15 protein-coding genes are annotated in these 18,487 nt (G+C 73.8%); 8 read left to right on the plus strand and 7 right to left on the minus strand.

Going from position 1 to position 18,487, the window contains the following annotated elements; genetic code table 11:
• Window positions 1–120 precede the first annotated feature (120 nt).
• The 3 genes from ACSNOB_RS08255 to ACSNOB_RS08265 are packed head-to-tail and all read left to right on the plus strand — an operon-like array spanning window position 121 to window position 2,211.
• Window positions 121–834, plus strand: coding sequence for a DUF4245 domain-containing protein (locus ACSNOB_RS08255; protein ID WP_436685970.1), 714 nt, complete (start codon window positions 121–123; stop codon window positions 832–834).
• A 21-nt stretch (window positions 835–855) separates the two neighbouring features.
• Window positions 856–1,338 carry a hypothetical protein gene (locus tag ACSNOB_RS08260; RefSeq protein WP_436685971.1) on the plus strand — a complete coding sequence of 161 codons (483 nt, stop codon included), beginning with the start codon at window positions 856–858 and terminating at the stop codon, window positions 1,336–1,338.
• Between the two features lie 18 nt (window positions 1,339–1,356).
• A complete protein-coding gene (locus ACSNOB_RS08265; protein ID WP_436685972.1) occupies window positions 1,357–2,211 on the plus strand; it encodes a hypothetical protein in 855 nt (284 codons plus the stop codon).
• 72 nt (window positions 2,212–2,283) lie between these two features.
• Here ACSNOB_RS08265 and ACSNOB_RS08270 read toward each other — a convergent pair whose 3' ends face one another.
• Both ACSNOB_RS08270 and xseA read right to left on the minus strand, forming a co-directional pair.
• A complete protein-coding gene (locus tag ACSNOB_RS08270) occupies window positions 2,284–2,496 on the minus strand; it encodes an exodeoxyribonuclease VII small subunit (protein ID WP_436685973.1) in 213 nt (70 codons plus the stop codon).
• A gap of 36 nt (window positions 2,497–2,532) precedes the next feature.
• A complete protein-coding gene (gene xseA, locus ACSNOB_RS08275; RefSeq protein ID WP_436685974.1) occupies window positions 2,533–3,753 on the minus strand; it encodes an exodeoxyribonuclease VII large subunit in 1,221 nt (406 codons plus the stop codon).
• Window positions 3,754–4,013: 260 nt separating this feature from the next.
• Here xseA and ACSNOB_RS08280 point away from each other — a divergent pair, with 260 nt between their 5' ends.
• Both ACSNOB_RS08280 and ACSNOB_RS08285 read left to right on the plus strand, forming a co-directional pair.
• Window positions 4,014–5,003, plus strand: coding sequence for a 4-hydroxy-3-methylbut-2-enyl diphosphate reductase (locus ACSNOB_RS08280; protein WP_436685975.1), 990 nt, complete (start codon window positions 4,014–4,016; stop codon window positions 5,001–5,003).
• Between the two features lie 183 nt (window positions 5,004–5,186).
• Entirely contained in the window at window positions 5,187–5,642 is a 456-nt protein-coding gene (locus ACSNOB_RS08285; protein ID WP_436685976.1) for a hypothetical protein, read from the plus strand.
• A gap of 89 nt (window positions 5,643–5,731) precedes the next feature.
• On the opposite strand, the gene ACSNOB_RS08290 is transcribed toward ACSNOB_RS08285, so the two are convergent.
• Together ACSNOB_RS08290 and ACSNOB_RS08295 are read right to left on the minus strand one after the other, a co-directional pair.
• Entirely contained in the window at window positions 5,732–8,992 is a 3,261-nt protein-coding gene (locus ACSNOB_RS08290; RefSeq protein WP_436685977.1) for a S8 family serine peptidase, read from the minus strand.
• 161 nt (window positions 8,993–9,153) lie between these two features.
• Window positions 9,154–10,332: a DNA recombination protein RmuC gene (locus ACSNOB_RS08295; protein ID WP_436685978.1), complete on the minus strand. Its 1,179-nt coding sequence runs from the start codon at window positions 10,330–10,332 to the stop codon at window positions 9,154–9,156.
• 135 nt (window positions 10,333–10,467) lie between these two features.
• Between ACSNOB_RS08295 and ACSNOB_RS08300 the strand changes: the two genes are divergently transcribed.
• Window positions 10,468–11,253, plus strand: coding sequence for a hypothetical protein (locus ACSNOB_RS08300; RefSeq protein ID WP_436685979.1), 786 nt, complete (start codon window positions 10,468–10,470; stop codon window positions 11,251–11,253).
• Between the two features lie 107 nt (window positions 11,254–11,360).
• Here the strand turns inward: ACSNOB_RS08300 and ppc are convergent, their stop codons facing one another.
• Window positions 11,361–14,147 carry a phosphoenolpyruvate carboxylase gene (gene ppc / locus ACSNOB_RS08305; RefSeq protein ID WP_436685980.1) on the minus strand — a complete coding sequence of 929 codons (2,787 nt, stop codon included), beginning with the start codon at window positions 14,145–14,147 and terminating at the stop codon, window positions 11,361–11,363.
• A 261-nt stretch (window positions 14,148–14,408) separates the two neighbouring features.
• Between ppc and ACSNOB_RS08310 the strand changes: the two genes are divergently transcribed.
• A complete protein-coding gene (locus tag ACSNOB_RS08310; RefSeq protein ID WP_436685981.1) occupies window positions 14,409–14,774 on the plus strand; it encodes a hypothetical protein in 366 nt (121 codons plus the stop codon).
• 259 nt (window positions 14,775–15,033) lie between these two features.
• Here the strand turns inward: ACSNOB_RS08310 and ACSNOB_RS08315 are convergent, their stop codons facing one another.
• Complete coding sequence (locus ACSNOB_RS08315) at window positions 15,034–16,056, minus strand: hypothetical protein (protein ID WP_436685982.1); 1,023 nt, start codon at window positions 16,054–16,056, stop codon at window positions 15,034–15,036.
• An 83-nt stretch (window positions 16,057–16,139) separates the two neighbouring features.
• Here ACSNOB_RS08315 and ACSNOB_RS08320 point away from each other — a divergent pair, with 83 nt between their 5' ends.
• Complete coding sequence (locus ACSNOB_RS08320) at window positions 16,140–17,180, plus strand: S66 family peptidase (protein ID WP_436685983.1); 1,041 nt, start codon at window positions 16,140–16,142, stop codon at window positions 17,178–17,180.
• Between the two features lie 62 nt (window positions 17,181–17,242).
• On the opposite strand, the gene ACSNOB_RS08325 is transcribed toward ACSNOB_RS08320, so the two are convergent.
• Window positions 17,243–18,232, minus strand: a complete 990-nt coding sequence (locus tag ACSNOB_RS08325) for a cyclase family protein (protein WP_436685984.1) — start codon at window positions 18,230–18,232, stop codon at window positions 17,243–17,245.
• Between the last annotated feature and the right edge of the window lie 255 nt (window positions 18,233–18,487).

Consider the following 18,487-nt stretch of genomic DNA (forward strand, 5'->3'; position numbering starts at 1 on the left):
GGATGCGGCGTCGCCGCTGCCGGGTGTGTCGCTGATCCTCACACGATGACTGACCGGCTGCCGTGCCGGGGCGGTGATGGCCCGGATACGGCCGGTCGGGCGGTGCGGGAAGATGGCGGGGTGGAACCCGCACAGCCTGCCGATCGCGTACCCGCCGACCAGACCCCGCCGGACGGCCAGCCGCCGGCCGCCCCGACCCCGGCCGCCGCCGTACCCGAGGGGGAGCCGGCGCTGGTGGAACCCGCCGGCGCGGCGGAGCGCGCGCCGGCCGACGGCGCGGCGGAGACGGGCGAACTGCCCGCGCCGCCGCCCGCGGTCGACGCCCGCAAGTCGGAGCGGTCGCCGAAGGACATGGCGCTCTCGCTGCTCATCCTGCTGGTCCCGATCGCCCTGCTGCTCGCCTTCCACCGGGGGTTCCTCGGCGGCGACCAGCCGATCACGGTCGACCCGGCGCCCGCCGTCGAGTCGGCCCGGGCCGCCAACGCCTTCCCGGTCAGCGAGCCGGCGGAGCTCGGCGACGGGTGGCAGACGGTCAGCGCGAACTTCCAGACCGTCGAGGGCGGGGCGAGCCTGCGCCTCGGCTACGTGACCCCCGAGGGGCGGGGTGCCCAGCTGGTGCAGAGCAGCGTGCCGCCGGAGCGGCTGCTGCCGACCGAGCTGACGGCCGAGGGGCAGCCGCAGGGGCAGACCGACCTGGGCGGCCGCACCTGGCAGCGGTACACCGGGCGGGCCAACGAGCAGGCGCTGGTGCTGCTCGAACCGAACCGGACGGTGATCGTGGTCGGCGACGCCCGGGACAACGAGCTGCGGCACCTCGCCGGATCGATCCGCTGACCGCTCCCGGGCGCCCCCCGGATGTCGGCCGGCTCGTCCACGTCGGCCGCCGACGCCATCCCCGCCGATCCGAAGGAGGCGGTGCCCGCCTCCGGCACCGGCAGCGCGGTGCTCGCCAAGGGCATCACCGAGTTGGTCATCTCGGTCCCGGCGGCCGGTGGTGACACCAAGGCCCACGGCATCACGGTAACTACGCCGACCTACGGCAACGCCACCACCGCGCAGAAGCCGCCCGCGGACAAGGTGGTCGAGGCCCCGGCCCCGACGTACGAGATGCCGAGTAACGAGCCGATACGACGGGGAACGGGCGGCTCCGGCCGCCCGTTTTCGCGTTCCCGGGGTCAGCCGACCGGGGCAACCGGACAGAACGGTGATTGTGCGACGCGACGGCAGGGAACAACAGGGGGGCGGGCCCGGCCGGCCGCCCCGGCAACCGGGGCCCGTGCGACGCAGCCGACGTGGTGCGTCGCCCGGTTTCCGGCCGCCGCCAGGTGCGTCGGGTGACCCACGTGGGAGACACGCATGACTGTTCGACGCCTGAGCGCCGGCCTGGTGGCCGTCGCGCTGTTCACTCCCGGTCTGGCCGCCTGCAACGCCACCGGGACCCCGGAGGCGGGATCGTCCGCCTCCCCGACCGTCTCGGCGTCCGGCACGGCGGCGCCCTCCGGTGCCGCGACCCCGGTCCCCGGTGACGCCAAGCAGGCGCTGCTGGCCTCCACCCGCGAGATCAGCAACGGCAACTTCCGGTTCACCATGTCCGGCGCCGGCTCCACCGCCGAGGGGCAGGTGCACGAGCCCAGCCAGAGCGCCGAGATGCGGGTGACGGTCGGCAAGCCGACCGACGACCTGTTCATGAAGCTCGACCTCGTCCACTACAAGCCGGACAGCTGGGTGAAGGTGGACCTCGGCGGCACGACCGCGGGCAGCCTGCCGGGCGTGCAGAAGCTGAACCTCGGCAAGTACCAGCACCTGGACCAGACCCGGATCAAGGGCAACCGGAACCTGGGCTTCGACTTCGACAAGGTCGACCCGGCCGGCAGCGAGGTGCTGACCCAGGGCATCACGGAGGTGCGGCAGACGGGCGAGGGCGCGTACGCCGGCACCATCGACGTGTCGAAGGCGGCGGAGGCGGGGTCGGTGGACCCGACGGTGATCACGGCCCTCGGGGCGCAGGCGAAGTCGGTGCCGTTCACCGCGAAGCTCGACCCGCAGGGGCGGCTGAGCGAGATGGTCATCCAGATCCCGGCCGCCGGCCAGACGAAGGCCCAGGACATCCGGATCACCTACTCGGACTACGGCAGCGCCACCGCGGCGCAGAAGCCGCCGGCGGACCAGGTGGTCGAGGCGCCGGCCGAGCTCTACAACCTGTTCAACTGACGCGGTCGACGCGGGCGCGGGGCGGCTCCGGCCGCCCCGTTCGGCGTTCCCGGCCCGCCCGGCGCGCGGACGTCAGGAGGCGGACTCATGCCGGGCGGCGTCGATCCGGGCTCGGGCGCCGTCGAGCCAGCGCTGGCAGATCCCGGCCAGCTTCTCGCCGCGCTCCCAGAGCGCCAGCGACTCCTCCAGCGTCGTGCCGCCCGCCTCCAGCCGCTCGACCACCGACGCCAGCTCGGCGCGGGCCTGCTCGTAGCTGAGGCGCTCGTCCTTGTTCTCGTCAGTCATCGCTGCCATCCCACCACATCCGCTTCCGTACCCCGTTCAGCCGTCGACCGTGGCGGCCAGCTCGCCGTCGGCGAGGCGGACCCGCAGCGCGTCGCCCTTGCCCACCTCGGACGCCGCGCGCACGACGTGGCCGTCGGCCCGCTGGACGATCGCGTAGCCCCGGTCGAGGGTGGCGGCGGGCGAGAGGGCCCGCAACCGGGCCAGGGTGTGCCGCAGGTCGTCGTCGGCGGCGGCGAGCCGGTGGTCCAGGCAGCGCCGGGCCCGCTGGCTGAGCCCTGTCAGGTCGGTGGCCCGCTGGTCGACCATCACCTGCGGCCGGGCCAGCACCGGCCGGGAGCGCAGCCCGTCGAGCCGGTGCGACTCGCGGTCGACGAGGTTGTGCACCGCGCGCTCCAGACGGTGCCGGGCCTGCCGGATGAGGCGCACCTCCTCGGTGAGGTCCGGGACCACCCGCTTTGCCGCGTCGGTCGGCGTGGAGGCGCGCAGGTCGGCGACGTAGTCGACCAGCGGCGCGTCCGTCTCGTGGCCGATCGCGCTGACCACGGGCGTGCGGCAGGCGAAGACCGCCCGGCAGAGCGCCTCGTCGGAGAAGGGGAGCAGGTCCTCGATGCCGCCCCCGCCCCGGGCGATGATGATCACGTCGATGGTCGGGTCGGCGTCCAGCACCTTGAGCGCGTCGACGATCTGCGGGACCGCGCTCGGCCCCTGCACGGCCACGTTGACCGTGCGGAACTCCACGGCCGGCCAGCGCCGGCGGGCGTTGGTCAGCACGTCCCGCTCGGCGGCCGACGCGCGGCCGGTGATCAGCCCGATCCGGTTGGGCAGGAACGGCGGCCGGCGCTTGCGGGCCCGGTCGAAGAGCCCCTCGGCGGCGAGCAGCTTCTTGAGCTTCTCCAGCCGGGCCAGCAGCTCGCCGAGGCCGACCTGGCGGATCTCGTCGGCGCGCAGGCTGAGCGTGCCCCGGGCCGCGTAGAACTCGGGCTTGGCGTGCAGCACCACCCGGGCGCCCTCGCGCAGCTCCGGCGCGCCGGCGTCGAGGACGTCCCGGTTGGTGGTGACGGTCAGGCTCAGGTCGGCCGACGGGTCCCGCAGGGTGAGGAAGACGGTGGTGGCGCCCGGCCGGCGGCTGATCTGCGCCACCTGCCCGTCCACCCACACCCAGCCGAGCCGGGCGATCCAGGCGCCGACCTTCTGGCTGACCACCCGGACCGGCCACGGCTCCTCGGACGTGCTCCGCCCCACCTCGCCTGTGCTCACCCGCCCACCCTACGGCCCGCCCCGGACACTCTCGGCGTCGCGGCGTCGGCGCGGCCGCGCGCAGATCTTGGTGTGAAACGGCCCCTCCGAGGGCCCGTCCCTACCAAGATCTCGCCGCTCGGGGCGCCGAACGGGGTCGTCCGGAGGGTCGCCGGCGGCCGTGCGCGCTGCCGGTGCGCCCGTTCACCACGGCGCGGGCCCGCGCCGTGGCGGCGGTCGCAGCCGATGTCGCGATCCGGGGCGGCACGTACGATGGGCGGGTGACTCAGGCTGAAGCGACGTCCCGGACCGGCAAGCGCGTGCTCCTGGCCAAGCCCCGTGGCTACTGCGCGGGCGTGGACCGCGCGGTGCAGACCGTGGAGGAGGCGCTCACGCTCTACGGCGCCCCGATCTACGTGCGCAAGCAGATCGTGCACAACAAGCACGTCGTGCAGACCCTGGAGGCCAAGGGCGCGATCTTCGTGGAGGAGAACGAGGAGGTGCCGGAGGGCGCCACCGTCATCTTCTCCGCGCACGGGGTGGCGCCGGAGGTCTACGAGCAGGCCCGGGCGCGCTCGCTGAAGGCGATCGACGCGACCTGCCCGCTGGTCACCAAGGTGCACCAGGAGGCGAAGCGGTTCGCCGCCGAGGACTACGACATCCTGCTCATCGGCCACGAGGGGCACGAGGAGGTCATCGGCACCTCCGGCGAGGCCCCGGAGCACATCCAGCTCGTGGACGGCCCGGAGGACGCCGACAAGATCACCGTCCGCGATCCGAACAAGGTCGTCTGGCTCTCCCAGACCACCCTCTCGGTCGACGAGACGCTGGAGACGGTGGCCCGGCTCAAGAAGCGGCTGCCGATGCTCCAGTCGCCGCCCAGCGACGACATCTGCTACGCCACCTCCAACCGGCAGCACGTGGTCAAGGAGATCGCGCCCGAGTGCGACGTGGTGATCGTCGTCGGCTCGCGCAACTCCTCCAACTCGGTACGCCTCGTGGAGGTCGCCCTGGACGCCGGCGCGCGGGCCGGTCACCTGGTCGACTTCGCGCACGAGATCGACGACGCCTGGCTGGAGGGGGCGCGCACGGTCGGGCTGACCTCGGGCGCCAGCGTCCCGGACGAGCTGGTGCAGGAGGTGCTCGCCCACCTGGCCGCACGCGGGTTCACCGACGTGGACGAGGTGGTGACCGCCAACGAGCGGCTGACCTTCTCGCTGCCGCAGGAGCTCAAGCGGGACATGAAGGCCGCCGCCGCGGCCCGTGGCTGACCGGCCCGGGGCACGGAGGACGGCGCGGGGTTCCGCGGCGGTTGACCGGTCCCGGTCGCGGGGGGCTGCGCCGGGTTCCTGGCTGGTGCACCGGTCCCGGCCGGCGGACGCTGTGCCCGGTTCCCGGCGGTTGACCGGTCCCGGTCGGGAACGACAGCGGGCTTCGCTGCGTCCGATACGGGTATGAGGACGTTTCGGCTCGCCGTCTCCGCGCTGGCCGTCTGCGTGGCGCTGAGCGCCTGCGGCGGCGGTCAGGACGGCGGCGGCACCCCCAGCCCGACCCCGACAGGAGCGCAGCCGGTGACCAGCCCGCCCAGCCCGGACGCGAGCACCCCGGGCGTACCGCCGACCCCCGGCGACCCGGTCGACCAGACGGGCCCGGCCCTGCCGCCACCCACGAAGCGCCCCGGCGGGCCGACGAAGCCGCCGTCGGCGGGCGGTACCACGCTGACCGGGACCGTCACCCCCGGCGTGGAGCCCAACTGCCTGCTGATCGACAACTACCTGCTCATCGGCGGGCCGCGCGACGTGTTGAAGGCGGGCGCGAAGGTGACCGTCACCGGCCGGGCCCAGCCCGACATGTTCACCACCTGCCAGCAGGGCACCCCCTTCGTGGTGGAGACGGCCCGCCGCGGCTGACCGACCGGCGCACCCGCCACGCCGGACCCGGAGACGGGCGGAGCCCGCCCCCGGCTGGGGGCGGGCTCCGGTGTTCCGGTGCGGGACGGTCAGTTCACGGCGCCGATGGAGACGGCGCCGCGGCCGACGACCGCGCCCTCGGTGGTCACCACGGACAGCTCACCGAAGAGCGCCCGGCCGGCGGCCGGGGTGGACTGGGCGGTCACCGTACCCGTCAGGGTGGCGGTGGCGCCGTTGGCCAGGGTGAGCGGGGTGGCCGGCGCCGAGAGGCTGCCCAGCGCCGCCGCGGAGAACGAGTCGCGGTAGTCGTAGGCGGTGCTGCCACCGGCCCCGTCCACCGCGTAGCCCTCGACGACCACCCGGTAGGTGCCCGCCGCCGGGTTGTTGATGGTCACGGCCTCCTCCGAGTCGCCGTCGGCGGCCCGGCCGACCTCCGTGGTCCCACGGAAGACGTAGAGGTCGAGGTCGGCGGCGGCGCTGGCCGGGTTGCCGATCCGGGCGGTGAAGCGGGTCGCCCCCGCCGGCACCTCCACGGTGAACTCCTGCGACGCGCCCTCGACGATGGTCGGCCGCTCGGCGTGCACGCTGGAGAGCGGGCCGCCCTGGCCGGTCACCGCGACCGGGCCGAAGGTGTTGGTCAGCGACCAGGTCACCGGGGTCGCCGCACCGGCGGAGACCGACGGCAGCTCGACCACGGCCGGCTCGACGGCGACACCCTGCACCCGCGCCGTGAGCTGGTACGGGTTGTTCAGCGACGGCGAGGTCCGGCGGGACTCCACCTCGATCTCCCAGACCCCGGCGATCGGGTTCTGGTAGTCGCGCTCCTGCGGCTTGCAGGCGTTGGCGTCGGAGAAGTTGGTGTAGCAGGCGAGGCTGGAGGTGCTCTCCACCGGGACGCCGTACGGGTTGAAGGCGATGAACCGGGTCTGCGAACCGGTGGCGATGCCGGAGAGGTTCACCTGGAGGGCGCCGGCGCCCGGGGGCACCGTCACGAAGTACGAGGTGAAGCCGTTCCGGTCGACCGAGCCCTCGGCCGAGAAGGAGTAGTCCGGCTTCTTCACGTCGTTCGAGGCCACGACGACGGTGGAGACCTCGAAGTCGATCACCGAGGTGCCCGGGTCGTCGATCGTCATGATCGCGCCGTGCGCGCCGGCGGTGGCGGGCTTGGCGGTGACCGCGACCGTGACGGTCGTGTTCAGCGGGAGCGAGACGGTCTTCGGCGCCGTGAAGGTGCCGTCGTTGCCGCGCAGGCCCACCACGTGCTTCACGGTGCCGGCCGGCCCGCTGGTACGGGTGATCTTGACCTGGTAGGTCTTCGACTGGCCGACCCGGTGCCCGCCGTCGGCGGAGCCGCAGCGGTTGTAGACGCCGGCGCCCCGGTTCGGGGTGCCGAGCTGCCCGGAGAGCACGGTGCAGACCGGGGCGTCGGAGGTGTAGGAGCGGGTCTCCACCCCCTTGCGCAGCAGCTTCCAGGCGCCCGGCACGTTGAACATGCCGAAGCCCTGGGCGTACGTCGGGACGTCCTTGATCGGCTTGGCCGACGAGTAGATCGCCCGGCGCAGCGCGGCCGGGGTGACGCCCTTGTCGGTCGCCTTGGCGGCCGACAGCAGCAGCGCGGCGGCGCCGGCGGCCTGCGGGGAGGCCATCGAGGTGCCGTTCAGCATCGCGTAGCCCGGAGGCAGCGGGTAGCCCGCCTCGGGGGCCGGGCTGCCGAGCTGCCAGGTCGGCGCGGTGGAGATGGCGGAGCCGGGCGCGGCGACGTTCGGCTTGACACCGCCGTCCTCGCGCGGGCCGCGGGAGGAGAAGTTGAACAGCGCGTTCTTCCGCTTCACCACCGAGCCGTAGTTCGCCAGCCAGGTGTCCTTGCTGATGCTCGCGGCGAGGCTGACCACGTTGGACGCCACCGACGGGTCGCCGATGGTGTTCAGGCCCGGGCCGGAGTTGCCGGCCGAGATGAACATCTGCACGCCGTAGGTGGTGATCAGGTTGTTGTAGAGCTCGGCGCGGGCGTTGTTGCCGTCGTTCAGCGCCGGCAGGCCGCCGATCGACATGTTGATGACGTCGACCTTGCGGTTGATGACCAGGTCGGCCATGCCGGTGGTGAGGGCGGCGTAGGTGCAGCCGCCGCCCCACGAGCAGGCGCGGGCGGAGACCAGCTTGGCACCGGGCGCGGCACCGTCGAAGGCGCCGTTGCCGAGCATGTCGTTGGCGGCGGTGATGCCGGCGACGTGGGTGCCGTGGGTGCTTTCGACGATGCCGATGTTGACGTAGTCGACCAGGCCGGGGCCGCCGACGGGGGCGGTGTCCACGTCCTCGCGGTACTCGACGACGAACGGCATCCGCTCGGCGACGGCGGTCGCCGGGTTGTCGGTGCCGAAGTAGCCGACGTCGAACTTCTCCTTGTACGGCCGCATCAGGGCGTCGTCGGTGAAGTCGTTGTTCTGGTTGGTGTCGACCCAGACGTTGTGGGTGGCCGGGTCGTAGAGGATGCCGAACGCGTCGGTCCGGTCCCCGTCGCGGTTGACGTCACCGGCCGGGTCGCTGTTGGCCGTGATCGACTCGCTGAAGCGGTTGAACCGGTAGGTGCCCGCCGGGGCCTTCCAGGTCGCGCCGGACGCGGTGAACGTCGGGCCGGTCACCTCGGTGATCATGGCGCGCCAGGTGGCGTCCTCGAACGGGTCGGTCGCGGTGACCCAGTCGACGATCTTCCGCTCGCCGGTGGTGGTCTTCTGGAGCGCCGGGTGGCCGAGGTCCACACCGGAGTCCATGATGCCGACCGTGACGCCGCGGCCGTCCCACTCCGGGTGCTCGCGGACGAAGTCGACCGCGCCGATCTCGTGGGTCGGCATGTACGGGTTCGCGGCCGGGGTGTCGGCGCCGGGGCCGGGCAGGGTCGCGGCCTGCTTCGCCGCCTTCTTGCCGCCGGGGGCCACCTCGGGCGTCGGGTCGGGGAGCTGGATGGTCTCGTCCAGGTCCACAGCGGAGACGCCGGGCAGCGTGGCCGCCTTCAGCACCTTCGAGGTGGGAACCTTGGCCAGGACGTACCCGATGCTGTCGTACCGCTCGGTGACCGCGGCGCCGAGCGCCTTGAGGTCGTCGGCGACGTCCTTCGCCTCGCCCTTGTCGGTGGCGACGATCAGCGTGACGGTCGGCGCCTTCTTCGCCTCCGCCTCGGCGAGCAGCTTGGCGTCGTGCGAGCCCAGCGCCTCGGCGGGGGTGGCCTGCGAGGTGTCGGGTGCGGTCGGTGCGGCGCTCGCGGCACCGCCCGCGACGGTCACGGCGCTGGCCGCCACAACCGACGCGAAGAGCGCGGCGGAGGTACGCCGGCTCAGGTTTCGGGGTTTGCTCACGTTCTCTTTCCTCCAGAGAACAGGGCCCTCAGATGCAGGGCGCGCGTGACCGAATCCTTCGTGCTGCCGCTGGTCACTGTCACTACCGGCGAGTTCGTTGTGACCACTTCGTGACATGCGGGGATGCGCATTGTCACATCGGAGGTGGTAGGTATCGGCCGTCAGTCCAGTGTCGACCGACCGGTCGGCGCGTCCGCGTCGGCGGTTTCGAGCAGCTCCGGAGCCTGCGGCTGGCGGGGGGCCAGCTCGATCTGCGCCGGCGCGGCCAACTCCTGGTCGGAGACCCCCAGCTCGGCGAGCTTACGGGCGCTGACCAGCACCCGGGCCTCCAGCGACCCCACCGCCCGGTTGTACGCGGTCACCGCGCCGCCGAGCGAGGCACCCAGCTTGCCGACGTGGTCGCCCAGGGTGGACAGTCGCCCGTACAGCTCGCGGGCCAACGAGTGCACCGCCACCGCGTTGCGCGCCAGCGCCTCCTGCCGCCACGAGTAGGCGACCGTGCGCAGCAGCGCGACCAGGGTCGCCGGGGTCGCCAGCACCACGTTGCGGGCGAACGCGTGCTCCAGCAGCGTCGGGTCGCGCTGCAACGCGACGTCGAGGAACGGGTCGGCCGGCACGAAGAGCACCACGAACTCCGGCGTGCTGTCGAACGCGGCCCAGTAGGACTTGGCGGCCAGCGCGTCGACGTGCGCCCGCAGGTGCTTCGCGTGCGCGTCGAGGTGGGTGTCGCGGCCCCGCTCGTCGCGGGCCTCCATCGCCGTCAGGTAGGCGTCGAAGGGGGCCTTGGCGTCCACCACCACCGACCGGCCGCCGTGCAGGCGGACCACCAGGTCGGGGCGGACGCCCTGGTGGTCGGTGGCGGCGGTGACCTGCTCGGAGAAGTCGCAGTGCTCCAGCATGCCGGCCGCCTCCACGATCCGGCGCAACTGGTGCTCGCCCCACCGGCCCCGCACCTGCGGCGCCCGCAGCGCCGCCACCAGTTGCTTCGTCTCGGTGCGCAGCTCGCCCGAGACGCTGCTCATCGCCCGGACCTGCTCGCGCAGCTCGGCGTAGGCGTCGATCCGGTCCCGCTCCAGCTCGGCGACCCGCTGCTCGTAGCGGCGCAGCGTCTCGTGCAGCGGGGCCACCGCCCGGGCGACGGCCTCCTGGGACTGGGCGGTTGCCTCGTAGCTGAGCGCCCGCATGGACTGCTCCAGCCGGCCCTCGCCCTCCCGGGTGGCCCGCAGCGTGGCGTCCAGCCGCGCGATGTCGGTGGCCGAGCGGGCGCGGGCGGCGTACCAGCCCACCGCCCCTCCCGCGGCGAGGCAGACGAGCACCACGGCCAGCGTCGAGAAGTCCACCACCGGAGCTTGCCAGACGAGTGCGGCGGGTGCCGCCGGGGACGCGGCCGGCGCGTGTCGCCGGGCCGGCGGGCACGGGCCGTGCGGCGCACCGCCGGAGGCGTACGACGTGGTCGGCGCGGGTACCTTCGTGCCATGGAACTTCTGCTCGTGGCGGTGCTGGTGGTGCTGCTGGTGGGGGCGTTCGTCTGGTGGCGGCGGGAGCGCGCCGCCCGCGAGGCGCGCAGCCTGGCCGACGTGCGGGCCGACGCCCAGCGCTGGTACGAGCGCCTGGGCGGACAGGTGATGAACCTGCACGGCGACCACCCGGCGGTGCGCCAGGCGCTGGTCGACGCGGGCGAGCGCTACAACGCGGCCGGCAGCCAGCTCGAACAGGCCCGGACCGTCCAGCAGTACCGCCTGGCCCGGGAGACCGCGCTGGAGGGGCTGACGTACGCCCGGGCCGCCCGGGTGGCGCTCGGCATCGACCCCGGCCCCGAGCTGCCCCCGCTGGCGGCCGCGCAGGGCGCCGGCGAGCTGACCAGGGAACGCCAGGTGGACGTGCGGGGCCAGACCTTCAAGGCCGGCCCGCAGCCCGGCCAGGACACGCCCTACTACTACCCCGGTGGGCGGTTCCAGGGCCGGCCGGTGCCGGCGGGCTGGTACTCCACCCCGTGGTGGAAGACCGCGCTGGGTGCCGGCGCGGGGGTGGTCGGCGGCCTGCTGATCGCCGACGCGCTCTTCTCGCCCGCCTTCGCCGACCCGGGCTACGGCTACGAGGCCGGCTACCAGGAGGGCTTCGGCGACGGCGCCGACTACGGCGACCAGGGCGGCGACGCGGGCGGCGACGTCGGCGCCGTTGACCAGGGCGGCGACTTCGGTGGCGGTGACTTCGGCGGGGGCGACTTCGGGGGCGGCGACTTCGGCGGCGGGGACTTCTGACCGCGTCGACGAGTGACGCACGAGGGCCTCGGTCGGCGTGACCGGGGCCCTCGTGCGCGTGCGGACGGGGCGGCGGGGTTGCCCCGCACCCGTGCCCCGGCGCGACCTCAGCCGGTGTTGCGCATGCCGGCGGCGATGCCGTTGACCGTGGTGAGCAGGGCCCGCTCCAGCGCGGTGCCGTCGTTCGGCGCGCGCCGGCCGCCCGGCGCGGTGGCCACCGCGCGGCCCGCCGCCCCGGACTCCCGGTACTGGCGCAGCAGGGCCACCTGGAGGTGGTGCAGCGGCTCCAGGTAGGTGTCGCGGACGGCCAGGGTGCGCTGGAGCACCGGCGAGCTGTCCAGCAGCGCCGGGGAGCCGGTCACCGCCAGCACCTCCTGCCTGGTCAGCTCGTACTCCTGCTCGATCTGGTGGAAGATCGGGTGCAGCTTCTTCGGCACCAGCGTCTCGACGTACCGGCGGGCGATGCTCAGGTCGGTCTTGGTGAGCATCATCTCCACGTTGGACAGGAACGTGCGGAAGAAGTGCCAGTTGCGGTGCATCTCGGCCAGCACGTCCTCCAGGCCGGCGGCCCGGGCCGCGGCCAGGCCGGTGCCCACCCCGAACCAGCCGGGCACGATCTGCCGGGTCTGGGTCCAGCCGAACACCCACGGGATGGCGCGCAGTCCGGCGAGCCCGGCCCCGGTGTTCGGCCGCTTCGCCGGCCGGGAGCCGATGTTCAGCGCGCCGAGCAGCTCCGTCGGCGTCGACGCCCAGAAGTACGCCGGCAGGTCCGGGTCCTCCACCAGCGACCGGTACGACCGGAACGCCGCGTCGGAGACCAGCTCCATCGTCGCGTCCCAGCGCTCCAGCATCTCGGCGGGCTGCCGGGGCGCGGTGTGCAGCAGCGTCGCCTGGAGCACCGCGGCCAGGGTCAGCTCGAGGTTCTCCCGGGCCAGCGACGGCAGCGAGTACTTGTCGGAGATGACCTCGCCCTGCTCGGTCACCTTGATCGCGCCGTCCAGGGTGCCGTACGGCTGGGCCAGGATCGCCTCGTGCGTCGGCCCGCCGCCGCGCCCCACCGTGCCGCCCCGGCCGTGGAAGAGCCGCAGGTGCACGCCGTGCCGGGCGGCCACGTCGCGCAGCGCGCGCTGGGCCCGGTGGATCGACCACTGGCTGGTGGTGATGCCGGCCTCCTTGTTGGAGTCGGAGTAGCCCAGCATCACCTCCTGCACGTCGCCGCGGGCCGCCACCAGCGCCCGGTACGCCGGCAGCGAGAGCAGCTCGTCGAGGAGTTCGCCGCCGGCGTTCAGTTCGGCCGGGGTCTCCAGCAGCGGCACGAAGCCGATCCGGGCGCGGCCGCTGTGCACGTCGACCAGGCCGGCCTCGCGGGCCAGCACCACCGCCGCGAGCACGTCGTCGACCCCGAGGGTCATCGAGATGATGTACGACTCGATGACCTCGTTGCCGAACCGGTCCTGCGCCTCGCGGATGGTGCCGAACACGTCGAACGTCTTGCGTGCCGCCTCGGTCAGCGGGGTGTCGAGCGTGGAGAGCGGCCGACGCCCGGTCAGCTCGTCGGCCAGCAGCTTCGTGCGCTCGAGCCGGGTCAGTGACGGGTAGTCGGAGACCTCGCCGACGGCCGCGTAAAGCTGGGCCAGCACCGCGTGGTGCGCCTCGGCGTGCTCCCGCACGTCCATGGTCGCCAGGTGCAGCCCGAACGCGGAGACCGTACGGATGGTCGAGGCGAGCCGGCCCACGGCGGTGAGCTGGCCGGCGTTGCGGGCCAGCGAGGCGCGCAGCAGCTCCAGGTCGGCGATCAGCTCGGCCGAGCCGCGGTAGTCCCGGCCGGGCACGTGTGCGGTGCCCTGCCGCAGCCGCTGCCGGGTGTTGGCCAGCTTCGCCTTCACGCAGCGGGCCTTGAGCCGGTAGGGCTCCTCGGCGTTGACCCGGCGGAACCGGGGCGCCACCTCGGGCAGCGCGTCCAGGTCGGCGGCGAGGCTGGCGGAGAGGTCGAGCGACACCCCGCGCAGCCGCCGGGAGACGGACACCTCGTTGATCAGGTGGTCCATCGCCTTCTCGGTGGCCGCGATGCCGTGCTCGTGCTGGATGGTCAGCACCTCGCGGGTCACGGTCGGGGTGACGAACGGGTTGCCGTCGCGGTCGCCGCCGATCCAGGTGCCGAAGCTCAGCGGCCGGGCGGTGGGGGAGGTCTCCACGCCGAGGGTGCGCAGCGTGTCGGCGAGGTCGTCGAGCACCTGCGGGGCGGCCTCGGCGTACAGGTCGCGCAGGTAGTAGATGGCGTTGCGGGCCTCGTCGGTCGGGTCCGGCCGGTCGAGCCGCAGCTCGTCGGTCTGCCACATCAGGTCGAGCAGCTCGGCGAGGCGGCGGTTGGCCGGGCCCTCGTCGCTGGCGCCGTAGAGGATCGCGTTAGCGGTCTCGGTGTCCAGTTCGTCGGCGATCGCGCGCAGCTTCGACAGGATCGACCGGCGGGCCGCCTCGGTCGGGTGCGCGGTGAAGACGGGCCGTACCGCCAGCCGGCGGGCCGCCGCGGCGATCTCCTCGGCCGGCACCCCGCGCTCGGCGATCATCTTGGCCGCCTGGTCCAGCCAGCCGCCCTGGATCGCCCGGCGGCGGCGCAGGTCCCGACCCCGGTGCACCTGCTCGGTGATGTTGGCCAGGTGGAAGTAGGTGGAGAAGGCGCGGGCCAACTTGGTGCCGGTGGTGACGTCGAGGCCGGCGAGGCGCTGGGCCGCGGAGGGCGCGTCGGAGCGCACCAGCGCGCGGATCTCCTCGACCAGGTCGAGCAGCGGGCGGCCCTCCTGGCGGGCGAGGGTCTGCCCGAGCAGGGTGCCGAGGCGGCGGATGTCGGCCCGCAGCGCGGCGTCGGGGCCGTCGTGGTCGTGCTGGTCGGTCACGGTGCGCTCCTTACGTGAGTACGAAGGACAGCGCTGTCCGTTCAGGCTGATGGTATCCGCGCCGGGGCCGGGCGCGTGCGACGGCCCCCGCCCTTCCTTGCTCGCCCACCCGGCCAGCTTATGGCGGAAATATCCTAGTTGCCGGACAAGTCGGTTAGCGCCGATATCGGCCCAAGGCCCCCTGGCGGTGGTCGGACGACATGTCGTACCCGGACGGGGCCATTCCGTGCCTGTCGATACCTGCTCGTCCGGAAGGGTCGCATGTCCACCGATCTGTACGGCGTCCGCGTCCTCGACGTCGCCGCCGACGCGTCGCGCGTCAGGTTCCGCGTCTTCCTCGTGTACTACGACACCGACAGCCGGACCCACCCGCCGCTCCCGGACGATCCGGGCTTCTTCCTGCAGGAGTTGTGGGGTGCGATGCGCTTCGAGCCGATCACCGCGCTCCATCCACTGCGGATGGTCGGCCTGGAGCAGCTCCTCGACGAGGACTGGCTGGCCACGAACGCCCACCGGTACGTCCGGCGGGTCGACCGGGTGGCGACCCGGAACTTCCCGGTGGCCGACGGCGACTGGGAGCGTCTGCGCGACGCGACGGGGCCCGCGCCTGGTACGGCCGGGCGCTGAGGTCCGCTGACGATCCGGCGCTGGTCGCCGAGGCCACCTTCCGGCTCGGTGAGCTGGCCGCCGACGACGGCGACCGCGAACGCGCGATCGAGATGCTGCGACGGGCCGTCGCTACCGGCTTCCACGAGTTCGCCGAGCCGGCCGAGCAACTGCTGAGCAGTCTGCGGACGGGCAATCCCCGACCGGGGGTGCGGCGGTGGACGAGGTGGGTTGGGACGCCGGGTGACCGGGTCGCTCGGCGCTCCCTTCGTCGGGCTGCTCAGTCCGATGCGGGCAGGGGCCGGTCGGGCGGGCGGTCCGGCGTCGCCCGACGGCCCCGGACCGCGCTGGCGGTGAGCAGCCCGACCGCGCCGAGGGCGCACCACAGGGCGAGCCCGGTGAGCGGCCAGCCGGTCGACCGCCGGTCGAAGTAGATGACGGACTTCAGCAGGTCGGTGGCCAGCCCCGGCACGTTCCACAGGTGCATGCCGCGCAGCCCGGTGGGCAGGAACTCGGGGGCGTAGATGCCGCCGGAGCCGGGGTTGCCGAGCACCACCAGCAGCAGGATCACCAGGCCGGTGCCGAGCAGCCCGAGCCAGCCCTGGACCGCGGCGGCGACCGCCGCCGCCGCGAACACCGCCAGCGCCCCGGCGGCGGCGACGCCCACCAGGTCGTGGTCCCAGACGCCGAGGAGCGGTCCGACCACCACCGCGCCGAGGGCCCCGAGCACCAGGCTGTACGCCGCGAGCGCGGCGAGCCGCAGCGCCGCGCGGCGCGGACCCCGTGGCGCGGTGCCGCCCGCGAGCCCGAGGACGGTGGAGGCGAGATACCCGCCGAGGACGTACCCGACGGCCAGGTAGAACGGGACGAGCCCGCGCGGGTCGGCCTCGGCCACCGGCACCTCGTCGGTGACCCGCAGCGGGAGTTCCGCCTGCCGGGCGGCGGTGCCGAGCACCTGCGCGACGACGTCGGTCGCGGCGGGTGCGGAGGCGCTGGCGGTGGTGAGGACCAGCCCGCCCTCCGGCGTGGTGGCGAGCACGCCGTACACCTTGCGGGTGGTCAGGCCGTCGTCGGCGGCGCCCGGATCGTCGTACTGGATCGGTTTGATCCTGTCGGTCTGGTTGCGCACGGCGGCGAGGAGGGCCTGGGCCTTCTGGTCGCCGAGCACCACCCCGACCGGCACGTCACGGGGGGTCGGCTGGTGCAGCGCGCCCACGTAGGCGGCGATGAACGCGGTGGCGAGCGCCAGCGTGCCGAGCAGCAGTGCCGCGGTGCGCAGCCGGCTGCGTGCTTCCTCGTCCACGCCGTCAGCCTAGGGCGGTTTGCGCGGCTTTCGCCGCAGTTATCCGGGGGGAAGCTGTTCGACCGACCCGATAGCGTCCGATCATGACGTCGCCGAACTACCCTCCCAAGCCCCGCCCGGGCGACCGCGTCGCGGTCGTCTCACCCTCCGCCGGCCTGCCCGCGATCTTTCCCCACGTGTACGAGCTGGGGTTGCGTCGGCTGCGCGAGGAGTTCGGCCTGGAACCGGTGGAGTATCCGACCACCCGGGTGATGGGCGCCGACCCGCGCGACCGGGCGCGGGACCTGACCGCCGCCTTCGCCGACCCGACGATCACCGCCGTGCTCGCCACGGTCGGCGGCGACGACCAGATCACGGTCACCCCGCACCTGGACGACGCCGTGCTGCGGGCGAACCCGAAGCCGTTCTTCGGCTACTCCGACAACACCAACCTGCTCAACCACCTGCACCGACTGGGCATCGTGGGCTACCACGGCGGGTCGGTGCTGGTGCACCTCGGCCGACCCGGCCGGCCGCACCCGCTGACGTTCGACTCGCTGCGCGCCGCCCTCTTCACCTCCGGCTGGTACGACCTCACGCCCGCGCCGGAGTGGGGCGACCGGCCCAACGACTGGCGCGACCCGGCGACGCTGGCCCACGAGCCGGAGATGCTGCCGGGGGAGGGCTGGCGCTGGCAGGGACCGTCGACCGTGGTCGAGGGGCGCACCTGGGGCGGCAACCTGGAGATCCTGCACGGGCTGATGGCCGCCGACCGGGTCCCGCCGGCCCGGGACCTGGCCGGGTCGGTGCTGATCGTCGAGACCTCGGAGGAACTGCCCTCGGCCACCGAGGTGTTCCGGATGCTGCGCGACATGGGGGAGCGGGGGCTGCTCGCCGCGTTCCCGGCCGTGCTCGTCGGCCGGGCGAAGGCGTGGGACTTCGAGCGGCCGCACACCGTCGAGGAGCGGCGGGAGTGGGCCGACGCCCAGCGGGCGGCGATCACCCGGGCGCTCGCCGCCTACCACCCGGACGCCGTGGCGGTGTTCGACGTCGACCTCGGCCACACCGACCCGCAGCTGATCTTCCCGTACGGCGGGGAGGTCCGCGTCGACGCCGTCACGCGCCGGATCTCCGTGCGGTACTGAGCGGTCCCGGCTGGTCGGCCGGGCCAGGCTGGGACGGGAGGTCAGGCCGCGACGGCGGCTGGTCAGGCCGGGACGACGGCGAACGCGCGGACCGGGAAGGTGCCCATGCCGGCCACCAGCGGCGGGGCCGCCGTGAACCGGAAACCCTCCGGAGGCAGTGCGTCGAGACCGGTCAGGTGCTCCACGATCGGGACGCCGGCGGCCAGCAGCGTGCTGTGCGCCGGGCGCTCGCCGGCCGCCGCCGCGCTCATGTCGTCGATGTTGATCGAGTCGATGCCGACCAGGGCGGCACCCGACTCGACGAGGGCGCGGGCGCCGTCCCCGGTGAGGTAGGGCGCTTCCGGGGCGCCGTACCGGTCGGTGCCGAAGTGCGCCGACCAGCCGGTGTGCAGCAGCACCGCCCGCCCGGCGACGTCGTACGGCGCCAGCAGCAGCCGGTCGATCGCGCGGGTGCCGGCCGGCACCCGTACCACGATCGCGGGCAGGTCGGCGAGGCGGTCCAGCGGCGTGCCGGCGAGGTCGGCGCCGTCGGCGTAGCGGTGCGAGGGGGTGTCCAGGTACGTGCCGGTGTTGGCGATCATGTCGATCCGCGCCACGTGGAACTCGGTGCCCGGGGCGTAGTTGGCCCGGGACGCCTCGCGGGTCAGCCATTCCGTGATCCGCGGGGCCGGCCAGCCCGGCAGGGTGGTCATCCCGTCGGCGATCACGTGGCTCAGCTCCACCAGCCGCCGTCCACCCGCACCGTGCGGGCCGGTGGCGCCATCCGTGCCCACCGCGCCGGCCTCGGCGGCCGGGCTGGTCGCGGCGGTGGTGCTGCCGGCCGAGGTGGCCAGGCCACGGCCGCCCTTGTGCGGCTCCTCGATGATCGTCTTGTTGCTGATCCGGACGTCGGCGACCATCAGCAACCCGAGATGCCGGACGAACAGCGCCGCCAGCTCGTCGTCGGTGATCGTGCGGCCGGGAATGTCCAGCCGGAAACCGTCCGTCTGCAGCCCGCCGCCGTTGGCGAAGCTCACCTCCGCGTCGAACTGCGCCCGCCACTGCTGCGTCATGCCACAACTCGATCATGGCCGTCCCGGCCGGTCAAGATCCCCGCTCTGCGGCCTCGGCCACACGCACCATCAGCGTCAAGATCCGCGCTACTTCCCGGAAGTACGCGCTACTTCCCGGAAGTAGTCGCCTCTGGCCCCACCGGAGGCCACTACTTCCCGGAACTTGCGCGATCTTGGCGCCGTGCGCCGTGCGCCGGGCGCCGGGCGTGGGGTGCGGGGCGCGGGGTGCGCCGTGCGCCGGGCGTGGGGTGCGGG

The sequence above is a fragment of the Micromonospora sp. URMC 106 genome (assembly GCF_051386395.1).
In the GTDB taxonomy this organism is placed as follows: domain Bacteria; phylum Actinomycetota; class Actinomycetes; order Mycobacteriales; family Micromonosporaceae; genus Micromonospora.